Origin of the sequence: Mycobacterium sp. 1081908.1 (assembly GCF_001673535.1) — a bacterium.
Taxonomy (GTDB): Bacteria; Actinomycetota; Actinomycetes; order Mycobacteriales; family Mycobacteriaceae; genus Mycobacterium.
On sequence record NZ_LZLY01000137.1, the window covers coordinates 1 to 4071 of the forward strand.

Sequence of the window (4071 nt, forward strand, 5' to 3'; positions counted from 1 at the left end):
CCGGCGGCGCGGCCTCCGACGGCGCGCCCGGAGGGACCGGCGGCAACGGCGGCAACGGCAACAACGGCGGCCTCGGCGGTAACGGCGGCACCGGCGGGGCCGCCGCCGGGTCGGGCAACGGCGGCAACGGCGGAAACGGCGGCAACGGCGGCACGAGCGGCGGGGCCGGCGGGGCCGGCGGCACCGGCGGTGCCGGCAGCCCCGCCCAGCCCAGCGGCGACGGCGGCAACGGCGGCCACGGTTTCGGTGGGTACGGCTCGGACGGCGGCAACGGCGGCGGCGGCGGCGACTCGCTGACGCCCGGACCCACCAGCGTCGGCGGTTTCGGGGGCACCGGCGGCACTGCCGGCGGTGCCGCCCCCGGCGGCGCCGCCGGTCAGCCTGGGGACGACAACGGCGGTGGGTCGGGCACGCCCGGCAGCGCCGGCGCGCTCGGCCCCAGCAACGGCAATCCCGGCACACCCGGCGCCAACGGCACCCCCACACCGTGATACCCGGCTGAAACCGGCAGGTTGGTCGTGTCGGAGTCTTCGGTCCTAGCCGAGTGGCGATCGCCGTTGGCGGCCGGTTGCCGTGGTCGAGCCGAAGCGTGTCGTCGCGCGCGTGATCTCGCCGCCGGCGGCGCCGGTGATCACCCGACAACGTGAGGTGGTGGATTCAGGCACCGACGAACAGGTGATCGGCATCGTTTCGTCCGGCATGTCCTGTTTGCGGCTGCGCCCCGAGCTGGAATTGATGTCGCGGGCTGAGCGCAGCTCCGAGATCCCAACCGCGCAGATCGGGCGCGGCCGACTGATCGACTAGAACAGCTCCTTGGCCAGTAGCTCCAGCGTCGCGACCCGCGCGGGCGCGGTGGCGGGATCGGTGCCGAGGTGGGCCGAGGCGACCGGGTGCACCATCACCTCGTCGACGCCGAACCGTTCGGCCAGCGCCCGCACCTGCTCGGCGGCCTCTTCCGGCGTGCCGAGGACGGCGCGCCTGAGTCCGCTCTCCACGATGTGCTGCTGCTGTTCGGTCAGCTGGGCGACTTCGGCCTCCTCGACGAGCGGCACCGGCCCGAGCGGCTGCCCGGTGCGCAGGCGCGCCATCATCTGCAGGTTGGGCAGCATCAAAGCCGTTGCCTCGTCGCGCGTTTCGGCCACCGCGGCATTGACGGTCAGGAACGTCACCGGCTCGGGCGTCAGCGCGCTGGGCTTGAACCGGGACCGGTAGACGGCGAGCGCCTCCTCGGTTCCCTGCCCGGAGAAGTGGTGCGCGAACACGTACGGCAGCCCCTTGGCGGCGGCCAGGTGCGCCGAGTACATCGACGAGCCCAGCAGCCACAGCCGCGGCTCGCTCGCCGCGGCCGGGGTGGCCTTCAGCCGGTAGTCCCCCGACCGCAGCGGCACCACCACGCCGCGCACGCTCATCAGCGCGGCCACGTCGTCGAGGTAGTCGGGGAAGCGCTCGATGTCTTCGTCACCGCGGCTGCCCCTCAAGGCGTACGACGTCACCGGGTCGGAGCCCGGCGCGCGGCCGATGCCCAGGTCGACGCGGCCGGGGGCGGCCGCCTCCAGCAGCGCGAACTGCTCGGCGACCGCCAGCGGCGCGTGATTGGGCAGCATCACGCCGCCCGATCCCAGCCGCAGCTGCGTGGTCTGCGCGGCCAGGTAGGCGATCAGCACCGGCGGGCTGGTGGCGCCCACGGACGGCATGTTGTGGTGCTCGGCGAGCCAGTAGCGGGTGAAGCCCAGCCGGTCGGCGGCCTGGGCGAGCTGCACGGTGGCCGCCAACGCGTCGCCGGTGGTCTGATCGCTGCGCACCGGCACGAGGTCAAGGACGGAAAGTCGCACGACGGCGTCAACGCTTTCGGCGGGGCGAACGTTCCCGGGGCTTTGCGTGTGCACTCATGGCTTTCGGTGTGTAAGCAGGGCGGGATTTAGGCCGGGTAACCGCCCGGGCTTCACACTCAAAGCCCACACTTCACAACCACAACCCGCGAACGCGCGCTCAATAGTCCTTCAGCGTGATCGAGTTGACGATGCGGTCGAACACCTCCTGCGGGATCGGCGCGCCGCCCGGGATGTTGTCGATCACCAGCCACTGGTTGCGCTTGACGTAGTCGTGGAACTCGGCGTGGTAGCTGGCGAAGCCCTTCTCATAATCACCGCCGGCCGCGGCGAGCTCGCCGGCCAGGATGTAGGCGCCCAGCAGCGCGACGCTGGTCCCCTGCCCCGACAGCGGCGAACAGCAATACCCGGCGTCGCCGACCAGCGCCACCCGGCCCTTCGACCAGCGGTCCATCTTGATCTGCGACATCTCGTCGAAGTAGAAGTCGGGCGCGCTGCGCATGTACTGCAGCAGCTGCGGGCGGACCCAGCCGTCGTCGGCCATCCGCCGCTCCAGCTCGGCGAACACCGCCTCGGTGTCGCGGTAGTCGATCCGCAGGTCGGCCTCCATGAACCCCACCATGGCCCGGGCCTCGGTGTTGTTGCGCGCGCTGTAGACGCCGACCATGGTGTTGTCGCCGTAGTGCCAGGTCTGCCAGTAGTCGAGGTCCAGGAAGTTGGGCACGGTGAAGATCGCCGCGTAGGTGCCCAGCCGCTCGACGAATTGCGCCTCCGGGCCGAAGACCAGCTGGCGCACGTTGGAGTGCAGGCCGTCGGCGCCGATCACCAGGTCGAAGCTGCGCGCGGCCGCACGTTCGAAGGTCACCTTGACCGAGCTGCCGTCGTCCTCCAGCGCGGCGATGCTGTCGCCGAAGATGTATTCGGTGTCCAGTTGGGTTGCCTCGTAAAGCAATTCGACGAGGTCGTCGCGCAGCAGCTCGATGTCGGGGTTGGCGATGATCCCGCCGGTGGGCGTCGACTCGGTGTCCTCGGAGAGCTCGTTGCCGTCGGCATCGACGACGGACGAGCCGCGGATTCGGGTCCTGCGGTGGTCGGCGGCGGCCCGCAGCGTCATGCGTTCCAGCACCGTCAGCGCCGGGCCCCGCACGTCGATGGCCTGCCCGCCCGGCCGCAGCCCCGGATGCCGTTCCACCACGGTCACCGAATAGCCCTGGCGGGCAAGCCAATACGCGGCCGTCGTGCCGGCCACGCTCGCCCCGGAAACCAGTATGTCGGTCACGTGATTCCTGCCAACCTCTTTGCGCTCACGAAGATGTCGTCCAGCATTACGGGAGTCAACCTACCGGTGAACATGTTCTGCTGGCTGGGGTGGTAGCAGCCGAGCAATCGCACGCCGGATTCCAGCTCCGCCACGACGCCGTGACCGAACTTCGGCTTGGGCCGCCCTGACACCAGTCGCAGCGCGATCTGCCAACCGAAACCGCCGAGGGCCACGATCACCCGCACATGCTCAGACACCAGCCGCCATTCGGCCTCGAGCCAGGGCCAGCAGGTGTCCCGCTCGGCCGGCGTCGGCGCGTTGGCAGGCGGCGCGCAGCGCACCGGGGCGGAGATCCGAATCCCGTTGGCGTGCAAGCCGTCCGCGGCGTCCACGCTCGTCGGCTGGTTCACCAGCCCGGCCCGGTGCAGCGCCGCGTACAACTGGTCACCGGAGCGGTCGCCGGTGAACATCCGTCCGGTCCGGTTGGCGCCGTGCGCGGCGGGTGCCAGCCCGACGATCAGCAGCCAGGGCCGCTCCGATCCCCAGCCCGGCACCGGCCGCCCCCAATAGGGCTGGTCGGCGAAGGCCCGGCGCTTGGTGGCCGCGACCTCCTCGCGCCAGGTCACCAGCCTCGGGCAGGCCCGGCACACGCTGATCGCGGCGTCCAGTTCAGCGATGGAGCCGGCCTGGCCGCTCAAAGCGACCACGCGGGCGGCGTCGGCGGCCACCGGCGTCCGGGGCGTGGCCGGATCGCCGGGCCATCCGCTGCCGGGCACCACCGGCGACGCGAACGCCTGGCCGCTGCGTGGATGGGCGAGCACATGAACATCCTGCATGAGCGCGAAAAATCGGTCGCCGCAAACGGCGCATTGGCGCTACATTCAGCGCCGATATCCCATGAAAAGCAGCGGCCCAGCGGTTCTGATCCTGTTCGCCACCCTGGTGGCGACCGCGGGTACCGGCATCTCGATCGTCGCGTTC

The 4071-nt window shown here is 71.1% G+C and carries 4 protein-coding genes and 1 pseudogene; 2 read left to right on the forward strand and 3 right to left on the reverse strand.

Features of this window, described 5'->3' with window-relative positions; translation table 11 throughout:
• Both A5655_RS28400 and A5655_RS22510 read left to right on the forward strand, forming a co-directional pair.
• Positions 1-491 (forward strand): annotated as a pseudogene (locus A5655_RS28400) (hypothetical protein); the annotation flags it as partial.
• A 112-nt stretch (positions 492-603) separates the two neighbouring features.
• Complete coding sequence (locus A5655_RS22510) at positions 604-804, forward strand: hypothetical protein (RefSeq protein ID WP_156764996.1); 201 nt, start codon at positions 604-606, stop codon at positions 802-804.
• On the opposite strand, the gene A5655_RS22515 is transcribed toward A5655_RS22510, so the two are convergent.
• From A5655_RS22515 to A5655_RS22525, 3 genes are all read right to left on the reverse strand, one after another.
• Entirely contained in the window at positions 801-1832 is a 1032-nt protein-coding gene (locus A5655_RS22515) for an LLM class flavin-dependent oxidoreductase (RefSeq protein WP_067013919.1), read from the reverse strand. The genes A5655_RS22510 and A5655_RS22515 overlap by 4 nt on opposite strands.
• A 157-nt stretch (positions 1833-1989) precedes the next feature.
• Complete coding sequence (locus A5655_RS22520) at positions 1990-3108, reverse strand: FAD-binding protein (protein ID WP_067013921.1); 1119 nt, start codon at positions 3106-3108, stop codon at positions 1990-1992.
• Entirely contained in the window at positions 3105-3926 is an 822-nt protein-coding gene (locus A5655_RS22525; protein ID WP_067013923.1) for a uracil-DNA glycosylase, read from the reverse strand. The genes A5655_RS22520 and A5655_RS22525 overlap by 4 nt, the downstream gene beginning before the upstream one ends.
• Positions 3927-4071: the final 145 nt, after the last annotated feature.